The organism is Nostoc sp. DedQUE12b, from assembly GCF_034530835.1.
Taxonomy (GTDB): domain Bacteria; phylum Cyanobacteriota; class Cyanobacteriia; order Cyanobacteriales; family Nostocaceae; genus Nostoc.
Map to the genome: position 1 here is coordinate 22,730 of NZ_JAVRCI010000036.1, position 17,404 is coordinate 40,133.

The following is a 17,404-nucleotide window of genomic DNA, read 5'->3' on the forward strand; positions in this document are numbered from 1 at the left end:
ATAGTGAATTTACTATCCTTAAATAATATAATACTTCACAAGCAACCTGCATCAATCTGCGTAATTTAGGTTAAATGATATGTAGTACTAACATATGTGTACTAAAAGCTTTGCAGAGTAAGAATATGGCTCAAATACTATGCCTTTTACACAAAAGTTTGAGGAATACCCTTATCAGTTGCATGACCTTGAGCTTACTGTTATTGATGTCTACAGCAGTCTTAGCTGACAAGAAAAACAATAATTCTGACGACCCTCCACCGCAGACTAGAGGAACTTCAGGCGGTTCCAGGGGATGCGAGACTCAAACAGAAGCATCATTAAATAGTATTCCAGATATTATCTTACTTGCGCCTAATCAAAGTTATGGTCAAAGTTTGGTCAATAATCCTACATTCGCTTGGTATGTGAAAGATACTAGTTCTTTGCAAATGGAGTTCCGCCTTTATGAGTATGACAAAACTAACAAACAATCTAGGCTGGTAAAAGAGATTAAAGATGAAACTTTTAAAAGTTCTCCAGGAATTATGGTTTTATCTATAGCTAGTTTAGAATTGTCAGTTGGTGGGAGATACCTTTGGCAAGTCGAATTGGTCTGCGATGCTAATCGTCCTTCAGGTAATCCATTTGCGATCGCGGCGATGAAAGTAGTTTCAACTCCACCAGATTTGCAAAAGCAACTATCCCAAAGCAATGATGTTTTAACCAAAGCAAATCTGTATAACCAAGCTGATTTGTGGTACGATACCTTAAAAATTGCTTTAATTCCAAAGGATGAGCCGACTATTAGAGAATTAAAAAAGTCTCTTCTCGAACAGGTAGCAACTGGAACAAAACCAGAATTAAGAGAACCAACTAAACTAGCACTGATAAATAGTAAAATACATCAATTGCAACGCTAAGATAAATTAGTAGTTATAAAAGTCTTGCTGATATCAATTTGATGTGATGATGGACTTAAGTTTTCTTAAATTTAGAGATCAAAGCCAGTTACCAATGAGAATGAATGGTGCCCAATATCCAGGGTGACTTTCAAGTTGCTGCTGATGCGTTTGCAACCAAGATATTTGAGCCGCCTGTAAGGCTTTGGCTTTACTCATTCCGCTATGCCAGTTTTGATAAAATTTTGCTATCAATTGTGCTGTTGCTGCATCATCAACTTTCCAAAGAGTTGCTATAGCGCTTTTAGATCCAGCTTGTATTGCAATACCGGCTAGTCCTAAAGTTTGGCGATCGCTACCTACTGCTGTTTCACAGGCTGTCAAAGTTAATAACTCAATCGGTTGATTTTGAGTGCGAGTATTGTTAATCAGTTCATAAAGGTCATTTAATGTCAGTTTTTCATTGTAAGTTTCAGTTGTAAGTGATTTTTTAGTATTTGCTGCAACTTTTTTTCCAGTTACTAAAAACGTTTCTTTATCATCAATACCAAACTTGCCATGAGTTGCCAAATGAATTATTGGATAAGTATTTTCTTTTAACTCTTTTTGCAAGCGCTCAAGTGTAAAGTCTTGATCTAGTAGTCCCTTGCTTTTTGGTAAACTCGTTGTAATCGTTTTCAGTTCAGATTCTACTTGTGTAAGCGGCTCAAAAAATTTGTAACCTGCATCTGTTTCGACAGTAGCTGGTTGTGTCAAGCCAAAAGCTAATACCTTTAATTTTTTTAGGTTCGATTCTTGAGGATTTGTCAGAGTCAATGCTGGAGCAAAGGCGATCGCATACTTTTCAATCAAGAATTGTTTACCATCAAACAGTGCAGCTATCGGGATACTCCGAAGAATTCCGTCTTGAATAAACACTAAAGTTTCAATTTTATTTTTTTCTAAATCGCTAATAAAAGGACGAATAAACCAGTCATATACTTGTTGCGCTCTGGCTTGATAAGTGTTTTCCAAGTCCGAGCGTTTTTCTAATTTGATGCGTAGGTCATTGATAATATCTCTAACGTCTTGACTTTTAACAGGTATCCAAGAAACTTTTGACTTAATTTTTTGTTCAACATCGGCTAAGGTGAGAATGATTGCAAGGCGTTCTTTTAAAAGAATCGAACTCAAGACGGCAGTGTTTTTCCCCACGAGTGCTACTGGTTTCTCAATCAGTCCTAAATCACAATTATTTCCTAAATAGTTTTGTAGTTCTGCTAACCTCAACTCATCTACTATTAGAAGTACCGACTCCAAATTCTGTTGAATATCTGATGCTTGGACAAGATGATTGGTTTGCTCTAGACGTAACTCTAGCAAGTCGCGGTAAACTAGTTCAACGTTATCTCGAAAGTCAAACTGTAAATCTCGCTGTTGCAGTATTAAATCACTATGGATACTTTTGAGGCTGTCAATAGATTTTTCATAAAAATTAATTGCTTCTTTGACTCGACCTGTGGCTCTAGATAAGCGTCCTAGTTGCCATGTCCACAAGTAAAGGTTCTCATCAGCGACAGTACCAATCAGTGCTTGTTGAGTTAAATTTATAGCTTGTTGATAGTCCTGGTGACATTCGTAAGTGTGTCCTAATCGGCCTTTGGCAAAGGATTCTCCTTCCCGATCCTGAATTTTTTGAGTGATTGCCACAGCTTTGTTGAGTAGTTCAATAGACTTAGGCAACGATTCTGACTTCAAGCATTGATTTGCTAGGTCAGTACTGACTGACTCGCTGTTTTGGTTAACGAGTAGTAAAAGATTAGCAAGTTGAATCGCCGTGTATGCTTTATCGCGGGAGTCGGGTAATTGTTCCAATATGACCAGTGCTTGCTGTAGTGTATTGTTAACTATGGCTTTATCCTGACGATGTTGGCGGTGATAAAGTCTAACTAGACCTAGTAGCGATCGCAGTTCATTCACTTTGTCGTTCTGGCTACGAGCTAAATTCAGGCTTTGTTCAAAATACTGTACAGCTTGTCGATCGTGACCAATAGTGTCTTGCTGGAACTTTTGGGCAGCTTCCTTATCGGCTACCTCACGGGCAAATTCGGCACGACGCTGATTGCCCTTAGCCAAATTAGCGTAGGTATTTGCTAAACCATTTAAGGTAAACGCTACATAAATTTGATTATTTATGCGCTTGGCGATTTCATTACTACGTTCAAAATGTTGAATAGCTTGCTCGTACTCGCCTTGGAGACGATGAGCATTTCCTAAACTACCCCAAGCAGCTACTTCGCCTAGTTCATCTGAGTGGTTGCGGGCAATTTCTACTGCACTATCTTGACTACAAGCTGGATTGCTTTGCTTTTGACCGCATAAAATGGTAGCTGCACGCCGATGCTGTCCCAAGCTACTGTAGAGTTGAGCCTGTTCTGTCAGCATCCGTCCTACCTTGATCGGCTCCTTTGTCTGACGATAGTAGTCAATAACTTGGTTTAATTGAGCGATCGCTTCAGATATTTGACCTACTTGTTGATATGCTCTAGCAAGGTATGTTCTAATACTTGTTTTCTCAGCAGAATTACTGTTTTCCTCTTGATTAGAGGAGAGAGCTTTTTGCCAAGACTGGATCGCTCCTTGAATATCGCCAGCTTGATATAGCTTAAGTCCTTGCTGTACTGTTTGCTTTAAAGCCGATGATTTAACTGTTGCTATCTCTGCGATTCCCTTATTCCCAATTGTTAGAGAAGGATGCGCCAACCACAAACATAAGGTTAGCGTTGTCAGAAAGAGAACTGCCCAAACGCGACGAATACGGTATGGCAAGCATTGCATGATGTCACAAAGGAGTACTTTAACAAGTGAATTTTGTTAGTTAATCAGCGATCGCTCTAAGCAATGCACAGCCTTGATGTTGCGATCTCGCAAAGCATAGCGCCCCAATTGGCGATCGCATAACTAAGTCTAGTATTTCATAAATCCGTTAGAAGTTATGCACTGTACAAATAGATAGTAGTATGGATTGTCGCTGCTTATAGAGTTAAGAAGTTTTCCCTCGCTCCAATTTCTCCAGTTGAAAGCGTAGTTTCCAAAGTTGGAAATGCAGTTCTCGCTACAGGTTGCAAACCCAATAACAGTTTTTTCCCAATAGTATTTCAATCTCTAGTGGAAGACGATGTTTTTAATACTTATTAAATTGATACTTTTAATACTTTTTTAATAAAACTTTCCAATTATCTAAATTTAAAAGTTTTTGCCACCTACTACTTGCTATCGGCCAAGTCAACTCGCAAACAGTGCCTTGTGGAGAGTGAGGAAATCGTCGAAACTTCCCTCTCAATTGCCGCGCTAAATCTTGAGCTTGGCCTGTTCCTTGCCCGCTATGTTGATAGTTTTTAGATATATTTACAAATCCATTATCAATTATTTGCAGACAATACTCTTTCGACGATCGGGTACAAACAACATCAAGACAAGTAGCTCCTTGGGAATGTTTACCAACATTACATAAAGCTTCTTGCAAAAAAAGGTATAAGCCTCGCTTTTGATTTGCATTTAAGTTGCATTCTTCTAATGGTTCAAAATTAGGAGGGATAAAACTTTGGATTGTTATAAATCCTTGAAAGTTTCTTCTTAAGGTAACATCGTAGACATAATAAAGCATCTCAGAAATTGGGGTTTGCAAATCGAGTACTTCATTTCCCTCTAAATAAACACTATCACTGCGAGTAAGCATTTCTTGACTGAGATATTCAGGAATAGTCCGTAACTCTCGATTTAGTTGTTCAAGTTGCGATCGCAATTTCTCAGGCTCTATCTCTTCATCACCAAGACTTCTCAATATCACAGCCAGGGATTGCAGAGGCCCATTATGAATTGCTTCAAAAGAGCGCTTAAGAGTTAAACTGCGCTGTTCGAGTAGCGCTCTTAAATCTCGGTCAAAAAAAAATGTCGTCAGTCCGGCACTGGTAAAAGCTAACAAGGTTGGTACTAAAGGAATCCACCAACCCAGAATCAGTCCAACATAACAAATTCCGATGATTTCGATACTACCTATACCAAGGCTCAACAATGTTTTTGCGGGAGATTGCAGGATTAAACCAAGAATTATGCCGATTAAACCCCAAGTTAAAATCCATAAATACTCCCAAATTTCTGACCGTACTTTTAACAATGGTCGTCTGTCTAAAACATGACTAATGATTTCACTCGTAGCATGAGCATGAACTTCTACACCATAAATCCATTGGTATTGATCGGAAGACTCGTCAACTCCTAAACCCGTGGTATAGAGTGTATTTTTAACTGCCGAGATGGTAAATCTATCTTTAACACTAGCAGCAGTCATGCCAATAATCACGATGCGATCGCGAATCCAATTAGGATCAATTTTATTATTAAGGACATCTCTTAGAGATATAGTGCGAAAAGGTTGGGGATGAGAGCGAAAGTTTAATAGCACTTGAAACCCATTGGCATCAGTTCCCACATATCCGCCAGAATTGGGGAGAAAGCGGACTAGCTGACTTGAACCGAACTTGATGGGATCGTAAGAGCGACTGCCATGAGTAAACTTTATTCCTAGTTCATCCAAATATAATTGTGCTAAACGTAGAGGTAGGGAGTATTTCAGTTCTCCAGCATAAGTTTTACTTGCCATTAAGCTACGTCGCAGCTTTCCATCCGGGTCTACTATTGTATCTGCAAAGCCGACTCGTTCGGGAGGTAACTCCGGCGGTGGTTTAACATTAAAAGATTGCTTCCGATTTAACGCTACTTCAACTCCGATGAGATTTGGATTCTCTTTCCAAGCAGGTGTAAGCTCTGCGTCAGCCAAACTACTTTTATCTCTAAAAAGGTCAAGACCGATGACTCTGGGTTTATAGGTATGTAAAATTCTCAACATTTGGGCGATTTCCTTATCTGGTATGGGAAACCTACCAACATAATTGATGTCATCTTCATCAATACCTACAATTACCACTCGTGAATCAACGGCTTCATTAGGCCGTAGGCGCAGCAATTGATCAAAAGCCAGCCACTCTTGCGATTGCAACAATCCTGTTAAACGAATAAGGATAATTAATCCTATTACCGAGAATCCTGGTAGCACTACTTCTCGCCAGGGTTTCAGTTGGTTGTGAACTTTTTTCCATAAATTGCTTTTAGTTATAAATGCCAATTTCATCAGTTGATCAATCCGATTTTTCTAGCTGCGATTTCAATTTGAATTCTTAATTCTTTACCAGGTTCATCATAGACACTCAAAGTATCTTGCAGTCTAATCCAGTAGTTTCGGACAGTGCGATCGCTCAACTTCATTTTTTGAGCGATCGCTTTATCTGTTAACCCTTCTTGATATTTAAGCGTTAGTACCTCGATCCATTTTCGATCAAATTCTGGACGCGATCGCAATTCTGAAGATAAATAAATAGAGCCGCGCAATGCCAAGTCAACGAACTTTAACATTTCGCGAATTGGCAAAGACTTATCCATAGCCGCAAAGCCTCCTTCATAGGTATTAATCATCGGTTTGAGACGCACCAACGGTTTAATATTGGTACTCAGCACCACTAAATTAGGGGCGAAAGGGCTTGACATTAAAGTTTTGATCAGTTGCATACCAACCTCGACCTGAGCTGGAGCTTGAGGCTTTTCTGGCAGACATAAATCAACAATTAGTAAGTCTGGGTGGTGATGTTCAAATTGCTGATAGGCAGTCTGGGCATCCTGAATTGCAAAGATTTCTGCTTCTGGGTATTTTTCTTTAAGTGCTGGGATTGTACCTTGAAGAATAGCTTCATGGTCATCAACGACTAAAAATTTCTGCAAAGCTTGCTTTGGCTCTCGGTTCATAACTGGTTTACTTTTTAATATATTTATTTAAGCTACAAAAACTATAGGAGTACCTAAGTTTTTGTAACTATAAATTAATCTGGCATCCCAGTAAAAGTAACTCTTCAAGACTAGGATACAAACAGTAAAGTGCTTATGGGTTGCAATTTGAGGAATTTGGTTTTCCAATATAGGAAAATCGCTACTTTATTGAATAAGTATAACAATTTGTTAATTTTTTAATGAAGTAATATACATCTTTTTTCCCTTTGAAGAAATAAAAATACTTATCTATTCTGAATCTCAGACATAATCATAGATTGTGCCCTTGTATTCCTATTTTGTGATTTAAATATTTTATTGTTCAACCACGTAAGAATAACGGTTCCAGATTATTTCCTGTTGAAAGGAACAAAAAATGTACTATTACTAATGGTTGCCAGAAGTTGAGAAGTCTTGTGAGAGCTAAATCAGGATGCTATCAAAGCTGGGAGTCGCTGCTTTTGGGTTCTGTGAGGATAAGCGTGTACCGTTTCCTTTGATGGGACGACTAGCTCCGATAGACCCAGTGAGCCATCCAGCGCTGTACGACCAATGTCCCTGCTCATAGTTTTTGGTCACAATTCTCTACCTGTTCGGATTTTTAAGAAGTTTTAGTTATCTTCAGAAATTGACTTTCCAAAATTGGAAAATCAATTTCCTAAGTTGACGATGTGCGTCTAATCAAATTTACCTATTGTAAAAAAGTGCAGCGAAGGCTAACACCCAAAACGCCAGCGCCACACAGACTCAACTTACTAACTTACCTTAATTAACTAAGGAGAAAGATAATGTCTAACATCAACAACCAAACCCAAGACCTTTACAGCATCGAATTGGTGCAAGACGTTGACCACGAAGCCGCTGCTACTGTTAGCGGTGGTGCTTTAATCCTTTCGAGCTTATTTAATGGTCGAGGAACGAAGAGAACTTATACCGGCAGAAACAGCAGTTTAGGCCGCTTAAACAATATAGCATCTTGGTTCGAGGTAACGGGTAGCAGAGATTGGTTTGCCTGGACTGGTAGGAATTTCACAGGTACAAGATACCGTCTAAGAGCAGGTAGAGCAGGTGACTTAAGCGGTCGGGCTAACAACAACTTCGAGTCTGCCAGACCTGCATAATCATCTCGGTTCTATTTCATACCGCAGACTAGAACCTTGAAAAACCTAAAACAGAAAAGAATGCCCTCACCTTGCCTTTTAGTTGAGTAACATCCTTTTCTCGCAGTTTGTAGGGGCGAGGTCGTTTTCGCTCCTACTTTTTCATTTGAATAAAGATAACACAAATAACGTAAATGGTAATACCCATATCTTGATTGAGCGTAGGAATACGCGAATTACATGACAATAATCAAGTTGCACACGGGCTAAACAAGTAATTGCCGAATTTTTATGAAGTATCGGGTTATTCTCCAACACAGTGAAGAAGATTGCGGTGCTGCAAGTCTAGCAACTGTTGTCAAACATTACGGACGCACTAAGAAGTGTCAGTTATCTGCGAAAATTGACTTTCCAATTTTGGAAAGTCAATTTCCTAACTTGACGATGTGCGTCTAATCAAATTTACCTATTGTAAAAGAGTGCAGTGAAGGCGAACACCCAAAACGCTAGTGCTGCATACACTCAACTTACTAACCTCCCTTAATTAACTAAGGAGAAAAATAATGTCTAACATCAACAAGCAAAGTCAAGACCTTTATAGCATCGAATTAGTGCAAGACCTTGACCATGAAGCTGCTGCTACTGTTACTGGTGGTGCTTTATTCCTTTCCAACTACCCTACGAATACAGGAGAGAAGCTAACCGTCAAAGGCAAATCTTCCAGTTTCGGCAAGTATAACAATAAAGCATCTTGGTACGAGGTAAAGGGTGACAAAGATTGGTATGCCTACAGTGATAAGAATTTCAAAGGGAAACGATACCTTCTCAAAGCAGGCACAAAAGCCAACCTTAAAAACGATGCTAACAACAACTGGGAGTCTGCACAACCCGTACCTCAAGAATACTCCTACTACTAAAATCCTGAAAAACCTAAAACATAAAAGAATGCTCTCATCTTCCCTTTTAGCTGAGTAACATCCTTTTCTCACAGTTTGTAGGGGCGAGGTCGTTTTCGCTCCTACTTTTTAATTTAAATGAACATAGCAAAAATAAACTAGCAAGATTTGAGCGTAGAAGTACGCAAACAGCATGAAAATCATAATTGCACACGGTGTAACCAAGTAATCCCCGGATTTTTTATGAAATATCAGGTTGTTCTCCAAAACAGTGAAGAAGATTGCGGTGCTGCCTGCCTTGCAACTATTGCCAAACATTACGGACGCACTTTAACTCTCAGTCGAGTACGAGAAGCAGTAGGCACGGGGTCACAAGGTACTACCCTGCTTGGTTTGAATCGGGGTGCAGAAGCTTTGGGATTCAATGTTCGCCAAGTCAAAGCTTCTGCTCAACTGATCGACAGTTTAGATAAAGCTCCAATGCCCGCAATTATACATTGGAAAGGCTACCACTGGGTAGTTTTATACGGACAGAAGGGGAAAAAATATGTAATTTCCGATCCAGGATTTGGTATCCGTTACCTCAGCCGTAAGGAATTAGCCGAGGGTTGGAGTAATGGGATTATGCTGCTGTTGGTGCCAGACGACAGCCGTTTCTTTGAGCAACCAGATGACAAAATGACTGGCTTTGGACGCTATCTGGTGCGTGTTTGGCCCTATCGCTTCCTTTTGAGTCAGGCGATCGCCATCAATATTGTAATTGGACTTTTGTCTCTTGCCTATCCCTTGATGATGCAACTCCTCACCGATGATGTGCTAGTGCGGGGAGATACTCAACTATTAACTACCGTGGCAATTGGAGTAATTGCCATAAACTTGTTTAAAAGTGCAATTGGTTTGGTACAGTCTCACCTCATTGGTCACTTCGGGCAGCGCTTACAATTAGGACTGCTGCTGGACTATGGTCGAAAACTTTTACACTTGCCCTTATCTTACTTTGAAGGACATCGGAGTGGGGAAGTCGTCAGCCGAATTGCCGATATTGATGCGATCAATGAGTTAGTTTCGCAGATTGTCCTTGGTTTACCTAGCGAATTTTTTATTGCTATAGTTTCGTTGGGCTTTATGCTCTTTTTGAGTTGGCAACTGACTCTGGCTTCAGTATTGGCATTTGTCATTGTCACCTTAGTTAACCTACTTTTCCTACCCGCCTTACGCCAGAAAACCCGTAAGGTTATTGTTTTAGGCACTGAAAACCAAGGCTTTTTAGTGGAAACCTTTCGCGGCGTTCAAGTACTCAAAACAACACAAGCAACTCCGCAAGCTTGGCAAGAGTATCAAACCAACTATGGTCGCCTTGCTAACTTGGGCTGGAGTACGATGAAACTGGAACTCTACAGCAGTACATTCACTAATGTTCTTTCAACTATAACTAATATAGGTTTACTCTGGTTAGGCAGCTATTTAGTAATAAATCAAACATTATCCATTGGTCAACTGCTAGCTTTTAATGGCATGAGTGGCAACTTTCTCGGTTTCCTCAGTTCAGTAATCGGGTTAGCTGATGAGTTTATTACTGCTCAAATTGTCATCCAACGGATGGCAGAAGTGATTGACGCTACCCCAGAAGACTCGAATGAAGAGAAAAGGCCTTGGGCAGAAATATCCACTGATGCAAATATTATCTGCACTAAAGTTAACTTTCACCATGCTGGTAGAGTTGATTTATTGCAAGATTTTTCGTTGACTATCCCTGGTGGTAAAGTTATTGCTTTAATTGGTAAATCTGGTTGTGGTAAAAGTACCCTAGCCAAACTGATGGCTGGTTTATATTCGCTCCAGTCAGGCAATATCCGTTATGGTCTTTATAACAGACAAGACTTATCTTTAGAATGTCTGCGACAGCAGGTAGTCTTAGTACCACAAGACCCACACTTTTGGAGTCGCTCAATCTTTGATAACTTCCACTTCAGTTATCCTGAAGTGACTTTTGAACAAATTGTCACAGCTTGCCAAATAGCAGGAGCTGATGAATTTATTAGCGAATTACCTGACAAATATCATACCGTTTTAGGAGAATTTGGAGCTAATCTTTCTGGTGGACAACGGCAGAGATTAGCGATCGCTAGAGCGATAATTACTAACCCACCTATACTGATTTTGGATGAATCCACCGGCGCTCTCGATCCGGTGAGTGAAGCTGAAGTACTAGATCAACTGCTTACCTATCGCCAAGGAAAAACCACAATTTTAATTAGTCACCGTCCCAGAGTCATTGAGCGAGCCGATTGGATTGTATTACTAGAAAAAGGACGTTTGCAAATTCAAGGTTCTCCAGAAGAATTGCGCCAAATTGCTGGCGAACACTTGGGTTTCCTAGACGATGTTCGGTCATCAACTCCGAGTTTACTGGTGAAATCTTCCAGCCATGCTAATGGCAAATACGCTGCCATTAGTTAATCCCATCTTCTTTCTTTGAGAATTTGGATTACTCCTCAATCATCCCCTCAAAAATCATCTCTTACTCAATTTATTATTATGGTTAGTCAATCTAATCCTGTCTTCGTTCCTGAAGCTGAAGAAAACGATTTTCTTCCACCACTTGGTAATTGGATTACTGTTGGCGGTATAGTTGCATTGGTTACTGTAACAATAGCAATTGCCGTTGCCTCTGTAACTAAATACAAAGTCACCGTTCAAGCACAGGCAAATTTGCGTCCGGCTGGTGAATTGCGGCTGGTTCAGGCTGCCACGGAAGGCCCAGTTGTGCGGATTTTTGTGAAAGAGAATCAGGTAGTTAAAACAGGAGATGCGATCGCTACTATTGACGACTCCCGCCTACAAACCAAAAAGAGCCAACTAGAAAGTAGCATTGGGCAAATAAAATTACAACTGGTTCAAATTAATGCTCAGATTGATGCTCTGAATAACCAAATTGTAGCCCAAACTGACAGCAGTAAGCGTGCAGTTGCAGCAGCTGAAGCTGAATTGAGCAGTCGCAAGCGGGATTATCAAGACAAACAAATTACCACTGTTAGTGATGTTCAAGAAGCCTCTGCAAACGTCAAAGCAGCAACTGCTTCTTTAGGAGCAGCTGAGTCCAAACGAAACCGATATGAGAATGTAGCCAAAGTTGGGGCTTTGTCACAAGACCAATTTGAGGAAGCACAATTAGCTGTTCGCCAGCAAGAACAAGCACTCTCTGCTGCTAAAGCCAAGTTGCAAAGCTTACAAGCTGCCCTCAATCCCACTCAAGCACAAATTGCGATCGCTTCTCAACGCATTGCTCAAGAAAAAGCTACGGGGCAAGCTAACATTGCCACATTAAACAAAGAACGCAACGCCCTGATTCAACAACGAATTGAAATGCAGACAAAGTTCGAGCATGATGGCCGCGAACTTAAACAAGTAAATATTGAACTTAAGGAGACGATTATTTCTGCCACAGCAGACGGTGTGATTTCCAAGCTAAACCTACGTAACCCTGGCCAAACATTGCGCCCTGGAGAAGAAATCGCCCAAATTGTTCCTACTTCTGCCCCCTTGGTAATTAAAGCAGTGGTAGGAACTGAAGATAAAAACAAGCTCAAACCAGGACAAAACGTACAAATGCGAGTTTCGGCTTGTCCTTATCCAGATTACGGTACTCTCAAAGGCAAAGTTAAATCAATTTCTCCAGATGCATTTTTCCCTCCAGCGAATAATGGTGCTGCTACAGGCGCTCCTACAATCGCAACTGCTCCCAAAGGTACTGCTGCTTTCTATGAGGTAACAATTGAACCTGAAGGTCTGTCTTTAGGTCGAAAAACCAGACAATGTTCCATTCAAATGGGAATGGAAGGCAGAGCCGATATTATTTCTAAAGAAGAGACTGTACTACAATTCTTTTTGAGAAAAGCAAGGCTAATTGTAGATGTTTGACACGAACTGCGATCGCAAATTGACCATAAGAAATAATAGAGCGTAGTTTACCGCACTTCTCTACGAGACGCTCCGCGTAGCTTGCTTCCACGTTCGCGTAGCGTGCCGTAGGCAAGTGGTACGACAAGCTCAGTGACCACCGCAGGCATAGCAACAAACTATATCATCCATCTATCTGCTTTTTGAGGCAGTATTCAGGATTTTTATGCATACTTGTTATTTCTAACGGTACAAGACAAAAAACTAAAAATGGTGCAATTTAAAAGTAGTGTAAATATGGTCAATTATGGACGCTGCTAAACGCCTTGCTACTCTAAATCGCATCCGCAAACTCAGCCGTCTGATGGATACATCAATACGTATCCCTTTGACAGGTTTTCGCATTGGAATAGACCCAATCATTGGTCTAGTTCCAGGTGCTGGTGATTTAATCAGTACAGCGTTTTCAGCTTACATTATATTTTTAGCTACTCGGTTTGGCATCCCGCGTCAAGACTTAGCCAAAATGATTTTTAATGTAGGTTTGGAAACAGTCGTTGGTACTGTGCCTTTAGTGGGTGATTTGTTTGATGCTTTCTATAAGTCCAACATTCGGAATTTGGCAATTTTGGAGCAACATTTGACAGTAGTTGAACCAGAACTAAAAAAAGTGTCTGATGAAGTTTACTCTCAAAAATTCAGCCAAATTTAAGCAGGAAAAGAGCGTAGTTTACGGTCGTAGGCATTGCCATTGCACATTTACTATGTATTTTCTAGTACATTACTAGCCAGTTGTAGTGAAGCGATGACCGAGCGCTGTGGGGGGCTGCTGAGTTCTTCTACAGCGTTGGGTCAACAACTGGCGATTTGCGTCTGTTCTGTTGATATCTCATTTAAACGGCAATTCAGTAATAAGTTATGCCAAATTGCCAGAACCTTTGAGCGTGGTATCGTCACTTCAACTTTTTCTTAAAAGAGAAGTGGAAAGAATTGATGGGCGAACCTATCGGTTAAATTCAGCCTTGGTGTAATTGAAAATATTGTAGAGTATAGAATTGTCCTAAGTATTGCCCTACGCAACTCCCCCTATGACTACCGCACCCTTAAGCTGGGAAGAACTAGAAACCCTCACGGACTATCAAATAGATACCGTTAATGGTCTCACCAATGCTAGAGCCAGGTTGCGCTTGTTTGGTCAGCCGGAATCTAATGTACGGGTAACGCTGTACCGCGATAACCATGCTTGGTGTCCTTACTGTCAAAAAGTTTGGTTATGGCTAGAGGAAAAACAGATCCCCTACCGCATCGAAAAAGTGACAATGTTCTGCTACGGGGAGAAAGAAAGTTGGTACAAACGTAAGGTACCATCAGGAATGCTCCCCGCGATCGAGCTAGATGGACAGATCATTAAGGAAAGCGATGACATTTTGATCGCTTTGGAAAAGGTTTTTGCTCCATTGAACCAAGGGATGGAAGACCATAGGGTGCTTCCTCTACGTCAATTAGAACGACTTTTATTTAGAGCCTGGTGCGTTTGGCTATGCTCTAGAGCAGGTTCGTCTCAACAAGAACAACGCAACCGAGAACAATTTATCGGAGTGGTGGCTAGGGTAGAGTCGGCTCTGGGTAGCACTCCAAGCCCTTACTTTCTAGATAGCTTCGGCATCGTTGATGTCATTTTTACGCCATATCTCGAACGGATGAATGCGAGCCTTTACTACTACAAAGGCTACTCACTGCGGGAGGAAAACCCTCGTTTGAGCGCATGGTTTGCGGCAATGGAAAGCCGACCGACCTACTGCGGTACCCAGAGCGACTTTCACACCCACGCACATGATTTACCGCCCCAGATGGGGGGCTGTTGGGAAAACGGCGAAACCCAGATGCTTCTCAATAAAGCGCGGGTGGATAACGGCCCCTGGTTTGGGCTACCAGATGTTACTTATCCAGAGCCGGAAAACTCCCGTATGGAAGCTCTTAAACGAACAATCGACCACCGGATCAATATTATCCGAGTCAACCCTTTGGATGATAAATTGTTCGATTTAGCGCTACGTTGTGCTTTAACACACATGATGACAGGGGAAGACTGCGTACCTCCATCGGGATCTGATGTTGCTCTGCGATATTTGCGCGATCGCATTAATGTACCACGAGATATGTCTATCTACGCAGCCAAGCGATTGAGGGAATCTCTGGAGAAAACCGCAGCCCTTGCAGGTGATGGGCAGCCAGCCCCCATTCCCACTAAGCATCGACGAGATCAAGACCCGTCTAACTTTGCCATCAAGTAGGATTTCAGATATTTATGCCTAACCGAACGGCAGCAACCATGTAGCGAAAGATGTAGTCTAATAACTCAATATAATTACGAGCAGCTTCAAGAGAACAAGCCCAAACTGTCAAACCATGATCCCGAATTAGTAATGCGGATATTTGCGGTGGAGTGACGGCAAAGCGTTGTTCAATATCACCAGCAATCTGGGCAACTTGGAGATGATTAGCAAAAATTGGCATTACACAACAGGGATTTTCTTGCCAAACTTCCAAACCTTTGAGCATTTCTAGCGGTGGTAAAGGTAAACTATCATCTTCAACCAAACGAGAAACTAAATTGCTCTCAATAGAATGTATATGATAACAAGCAAGTGATTCTGGAAACAGGCGGTAAATTAGTTGATGAATAGCTGTTTCAGCTGAAGGTATCACCTGGGTTGCTGATGCTTCTATTTTGCCATCTGGAGCAATGAGAACAAAATCGTTGAGTAATAACTCACCCTTAGATTTACCGCTAGCTGTAATCCAAAAACTACCATCAGCTAATCGAGCCGAGAGGTTGCCAGCAGTTCCTAGCATCCAACCTTTTTGGTAAAAATACCGAGCAGTGGCAATTAGTTGCAAACGAGGATCTGCTATCGTTGGGTTGAACTCCATGATTTTGCTAAATAATCGCGGATTTGAAAAAAATCATTCCAAGGAATATAGGGTTTTTGGTGTTCATCTAAATATTGTGCTAAGGGAGAGCGTGCAAAGACAACAGAAGCTTGCAATCCCATATTTAAGTCGGTGATGGAGTCACCAATAGCGATCTTTTCATCGGCTGGGTACTGATCCATAACTTGCACCTTAGCAATCAGTTCTGTATCTCCTTCGTATTCAGAATTTACTTTTAAATAAGCACTGCTAATATCGATATCTACAGCATAAATTCTCTCTATTCTATGCAATATTCCATCCAAAACCACCTCTACCATTCCCCGTAATCCCCCAGAAATTACTATTAACGAAACTCCCTGAAACTCTAGAAAATCCAACAATTCTAGAAAACCAGGACGGATCAATTGAGGTTTAGTAAATTCCAGTATTTCTGGATAACTTGCAGATGGAATTGATTGCAGAATTTCCTTGACTCCCTCTCGCAGTGTCAGCCTTTTTGCATACATTTCAGGCAGTAGTTTTGCAGAAAGTACTGGTGCAAACTTTTTCAGAACCGCGACAAAAGTTTCATCAACTGTAATAGTGCCATCAAAGTCACAAAAAACAATCCGCTTCATACTAATTTGTAATTCGTAATTCGTAATTCGTAATGTTTAATATATTTAGAATTGAGCGAGGAAAGACAGAAGGCAGAAAATATATTTTTGCCCTCTGCAAAGCGGGTTTAAAGCCCCTAAATTTATTTATGGGGATTACTTTCTGCCTTCTCAACTCACTAGGGGTTGGCGGGTGCGAATTTCTCTGCCTGTATATTGGGGTATCCAACCTTCTGTAGTGATGAAATAGCGTACTGCTTTCACCCGCTTTGCTGAGGTGAGATAAAACCAATGTTCGGTTCCGGCTGGAATGTTGATATATTCTTCTGGTTGTACTGTCAGTTCTACTTGACTACCATCAGAACGTACAAAGCCAAAAATCGCTTCTCCATCAATGATGTAGCGGACTTCATCATCTGCATGGGTATGAATTTGGTCAAACTTTGCCATTGACTCATCAAGGTTAGGAATCCCTGGATGAAGGACAACCAAATCACGAGATTTATAGCCGGCTGTCTGTTGTAGTTGCTCAAAGTAACTATCTATTGCTTTGAGTACTTGTTCTTTTTCATCTTCGTTGAGACTATCCTGTGCCAACAAATGTTGGAGTTTGGGGTTATCTCCTACAGTCTGACGATTAATTTGAATATTCAGGGGAGCTAATTCCTGAGCAATGTAAATTAAATCGGTGTGGAGAGTTCCATTTTCTAGTTTGAGAACTGCCATTTTTGACCTCCAGTAAAATAGTTAAAATAAGGCTTTTGAGGCATAAGGGACTTCCAACTGAAAAAATATCCTATCGCTGTGTAAGCAGAGGAGCAGGCTTGCCGTGAGCGACTTATGGCGAGTGAAGCCGAGGTAAGCTGAACGGGAGCAGGGGGAAATGATATTAGATAATTTCTATTGTGAGCGCGGTGAAACTTCTGCATTCAACCAATTGACAAAACCCTGATTAACTGCTGTCGGAGAAATTTCGGCGATAAAATTAGTATAAGTAATATGCTCTTGAATAAGTTTTTCGATTTCTAAAGCATAACCATCTTGAGTTTTGATAATTAAAACAACTTCTGGTTCTTCAGTAATTTCTCCTTGCCAACTATAAGCACAAGTAATCGGAAACCAATTGACACAAACTGCTAACTTACATTCTAGTAATGCCCGACCAATTTGACGCGCTTCATCTGGATTATTTAAAGTTACATAGTAGATTTTCATAAAAGTTTCCGACTTACAAT

The 17,404-nt window shown here is 40.8% G+C and carries 16 protein-coding genes and 1 pseudogene; 9 read left to right on the forward strand and 8 right to left on the reverse strand.

The window, feature by feature from the left end:
• Nucleotides 1-206: 206 nt before the first annotated feature.
• Nucleotides 207-902, forward strand: coding sequence for a DUF928 domain-containing protein (locus tag RMY16_RS18260; protein ID WP_322737598.1), 696 nt, complete (start codon nucleotides 207-209; stop codon nucleotides 900-902).
• 78 nt (nucleotides 903-980) lie between these two features.
• On the opposite strand, the gene RMY16_RS18265 is transcribed toward RMY16_RS18260, so the two are convergent.
• From RMY16_RS18265 to RMY16_RS18280, 4 genes are all read right to left on the reverse strand, one after another.
• Nucleotides 981-3,698: a CHAT domain-containing protein gene (locus RMY16_RS18265; protein WP_322737599.1), complete on the reverse strand. Its 2,718-nt coding sequence runs from the start codon at nucleotides 3,696-3,698 to the stop codon at nucleotides 981-983.
• 370 nt (nucleotides 3,699-4,068) lie between these two features.
• On the reverse strand, nucleotides 4,069-6,051 hold the full coding sequence (locus RMY16_RS18270) for a CHASE2 domain-containing protein (RefSeq protein WP_322737600.1): 1,983 nt from the start codon (nucleotides 6,049-6,051) through the stop codon (nucleotides 4,069-4,071).
• Nucleotides 6,051-6,719 carry a response regulator transcription factor gene (locus RMY16_RS18275; RefSeq protein ID WP_322737601.1) on the reverse strand — a complete coding sequence of 223 codons (669 nt, stop codon included), beginning with the start codon at nucleotides 6,717-6,719 and terminating at the stop codon, nucleotides 6,051-6,053. Before RMY16_RS18275 ends, RMY16_RS18270 begins: the two co-directional genes overlap by 1 nt.
• 444 nt (nucleotides 6,720-7,163) lie before the next feature.
• Nucleotides 7,164-7,319, reverse strand: a complete 156-nt coding sequence (locus RMY16_RS18280; protein WP_322737602.1) for a hypothetical protein — start codon at nucleotides 7,317-7,319, stop codon at nucleotides 7,164-7,166.
• 209 nt (nucleotides 7,320-7,528) lie between these two features.
• On the opposite strand from RMY16_RS18280, the gene RMY16_RS18285 reads away from it, so the two are divergent.
• The 8 genes and pseudogenes from RMY16_RS18285 (at nucleotide 7,529) to RMY16_RS18320 (ending at nucleotide 14,930) form a co-directional block, all read left to right on the forward strand.
• Nucleotides 7,529-7,861: a hypothetical protein gene (locus RMY16_RS18285; RefSeq protein WP_322668992.1), complete on the forward strand. Its 333-nt coding sequence runs from the start codon at nucleotides 7,529-7,531 to the stop codon at nucleotides 7,859-7,861.
• Between the two features lie 270 nt (nucleotides 7,862-8,131).
• Nucleotides 8,132-8,215, forward strand: a pseudogene (locus RMY16_RS33075) (cysteine peptidase family C39 domain-containing protein); the annotation flags it as partial.
• Nucleotides 8,216-8,403: 188 nt separating this feature from the next.
• On the forward strand, nucleotides 8,404-8,757 hold the full coding sequence (locus RMY16_RS18295; protein ID WP_322737603.1) for a hypothetical protein: 354 nt from the start codon (nucleotides 8,404-8,406) through the stop codon (nucleotides 8,755-8,757).
• 222 nt (nucleotides 8,758-8,979) lie between these two features.
• Nucleotides 8,980-11,196, forward strand: coding sequence for a peptidase domain-containing ABC transporter (locus tag RMY16_RS18300; protein ID WP_322737604.1), 2,217 nt, complete (start codon nucleotides 8,980-8,982; stop codon nucleotides 11,194-11,196).
• 78 nt (nucleotides 11,197-11,274) lie between these two features.
• Nucleotides 11,275-12,657, forward strand: coding sequence for an HlyD family secretion protein (locus tag RMY16_RS18305; RefSeq protein WP_322737605.1), 1,383 nt, complete (start codon nucleotides 11,275-11,277; stop codon nucleotides 12,655-12,657).
• A gap of 286 nt (nucleotides 12,658-12,943) precedes the next feature.
• Nucleotides 12,944-13,348, forward strand: a complete 405-nt coding sequence (locus tag RMY16_RS18310) for a DUF4112 domain-containing protein (protein WP_322737606.1) — start codon at nucleotides 12,944-12,946, stop codon at nucleotides 13,346-13,348.
• 93 nt (nucleotides 13,349-13,441) lie between these two features.
• The gene (locus RMY16_RS18315) at nucleotides 13,442-13,609 is read left to right on the forward strand and encodes a hypothetical protein (protein WP_322737607.1); all 168 of its coding nucleotides are present in this window, start codon (nucleotides 13,442-13,444) and stop codon (nucleotides 13,607-13,609) included.
• Between the two features lie 115 nt (nucleotides 13,610-13,724).
• A complete protein-coding gene (locus tag RMY16_RS18320; protein WP_322737608.1) occupies nucleotides 13,725-14,930 on the forward strand; it encodes a glutathione S-transferase family protein in 1,206 nt (401 codons plus the stop codon).
• A 4-nt stretch (nucleotides 14,931-14,934) separates the two neighbouring features.
• Here the strand turns inward: RMY16_RS18320 and mtnB are convergent, their stop codons facing one another.
• From mtnB to cutA, 4 genes are all read right to left on the reverse strand, one after another.
• Nucleotides 14,935-15,570 (reverse strand): methylthioribulose 1-phosphate dehydratase, encoded by a 636-nt coding sequence (gene mtnB / locus RMY16_RS18325; protein WP_322737609.1) that lies wholly within the window; start codon nucleotides 15,568-15,570, stop codon nucleotides 14,935-14,937.
• Entirely contained in the window at nucleotides 15,549-16,190 is a 642-nt protein-coding gene (locus RMY16_RS18330) for an HAD-IB family phosphatase (protein ID WP_322737610.1), read from the reverse strand. Before RMY16_RS18330 ends, mtnB begins: the two co-directional genes overlap by 22 nt.
• Nucleotides 16,191-16,340: 150 nt before the next feature.
• Nucleotides 16,341-16,895, reverse strand: coding sequence for a 1,2-dihydroxy-3-keto-5-methylthiopentene dioxygenase (locus tag RMY16_RS18335; protein ID WP_322737611.1), 555 nt, complete (start codon nucleotides 16,893-16,895; stop codon nucleotides 16,341-16,343).
• Nucleotides 16,896-17,069: 174 nt separating this feature from the next.
• A complete protein-coding gene (cutA, locus tag RMY16_RS18340) occupies nucleotides 17,070-17,384 on the reverse strand; it encodes a divalent-cation tolerance protein CutA (RefSeq protein WP_322668982.1) in 315 nt (104 codons plus the stop codon).
• Between the last annotated feature and the right edge of the window lie 20 nt (nucleotides 17,385-17,404).

Coding starts and splice junctions, on each gene's coding strand:
- RMY16_RS18260 (WP_322737598.1), top strand. CDS start 207: ATGTCTACAGCAGTCTTAGCTGACAAGAAAAACAATAATTCTGACGAC.
- RMY16_RS18265 (WP_322737599.1), bottom strand. CDS start 3,698: ATGCAATGCTTGCCATACCGTATTCGTCGCGTTTGGGCAGTTCTCTTT.
- RMY16_RS18270 (WP_322737600.1), bottom strand. CDS start 6,051: ATGAAATTGGCATTTATAACTAAAAGCAATTTATGGAAAAAAGTTCAC.
- RMY16_RS18275 (WP_322737601.1), bottom strand. CDS start 6,719: ATGAACCGAGAGCCAAAGCAAGCTTTGCAGAAATTTTTAGTCGTTGAT.
- RMY16_RS18285 (WP_322668992.1), top strand. CDS start 7,529: ATGTCTAACATCAACAACCAAACCCAAGACCTTTACAGCATCGAATTG.
- RMY16_RS18295 (WP_322737603.1), top strand. CDS start 8,404: ATGTCTAACATCAACAAGCAAAGTCAAGACCTTTATAGCATCGAATTA.
- RMY16_RS18300 (WP_322737604.1), top strand. CDS start 8,980: ATGAAATATCAGGTTGTTCTCCAAAACAGTGAAGAAGATTGCGGTGCT.
- RMY16_RS18305 (WP_322737605.1), top strand. CDS start 11,275: ATGGTTAGTCAATCTAATCCTGTCTTCGTTCCTGAAGCTGAAGAAAAC.
- RMY16_RS18310 (WP_322737606.1), top strand. CDS start 12,944: ATGGACGCTGCTAAACGCCTTGCTACTCTAAATCGCATCCGCAAACTC.
- RMY16_RS18315 (WP_322737607.1), top strand. CDS start 13,442: ATGACCGAGCGCTGTGGGGGGCTGCTGAGTTCTTCTACAGCGTTGGGT.
- RMY16_RS18320 (WP_322737608.1), top strand. CDS start 13,725: ATGACTACCGCACCCTTAAGCTGGGAAGAACTAGAAACCCTCACGGAC.
- mtnB (WP_322737609.1), bottom strand. CDS start 15,570: ATGGAGTTCAACCCAACGATAGCAGATCCTCGTTTGCAACTAATTGCC.
- RMY16_RS18330 (WP_322737610.1), bottom strand. CDS start 16,190: ATGAAGCGGATTGTTTTTTGTGACTTTGATGGCACTATTACAGTTGAT.
- RMY16_RS18335 (WP_322737611.1), bottom strand. CDS start 16,895: ATGGCAGTTCTCAAACTAGAAAATGGAACTCTCCACACCGATTTAATT.
- cutA (WP_322668982.1), bottom strand. CDS start 17,384: ATGAAAATCTACTATGTAACTTTAAATAATCCAGATGAAGCGCGTCAA.